This window comes from Pseudomonas sp. DCB_BI, from assembly GCF_026240995.1.
GTDB lineage: Bacteria > Pseudomonadota > Gammaproteobacteria > Pseudomonadales > Pseudomonadaceae > Aquipseudomonas.
Genome location: NZ_JAPFCG010000092.1, coordinates 1 through 387 on the forward strand (window position 1 = coordinate 1; position 387 = coordinate 387).

Annotated in this window: 1 protein-coding gene; it reads right to left on the minus strand. The window is 56.1% G+C overall.

Going from position 1 to position 387, the window contains the following annotated elements; translation table 11 throughout:
• A partial coding sequence (locus OO258_RS27850) for a hypothetical protein (RefSeq protein ID WP_416309237.1) occupies positions 1–383 on the minus strand: 383 nt, incomplete at its 3' end.
• Positions 384–387: the final 4 nt, after the last annotated feature.

Here is a 387-nt window from a genome sequence, read left to right on the forward strand (position 1 = left end):
TGGTGATGGTGGTGTGAGGAGACGGTGACCTGGATCCCCTGACCCCAGTAGTCATAGGATTTAGAGTCGCCAGGGAAACTGAATTGCCAACTTGCTGCACAGTAATAAACGGCCGTGTCCTCAGGTTTCAGGCTGTTCATTTGCAGATATAGCGTGTTCTTGGAGTTGTCTCTGGAGACCGTGAAACGACCCTTCACGGAGTCTGCATAATACGTGGTAGCACCGCTCCAACCAATACCTACTATAAGTTCACGCTGTTTCCCTGGAGGTTGGCGGAACCAGCCCATTGTACGGGTGCGCCCGGAGGCTGCGCAGGAGACACTCAGAGAGCCCCCAGCCTGCACCAATCCTCCCCCAGACTCCTGCAGCTGCACCTGGGCCATGGCC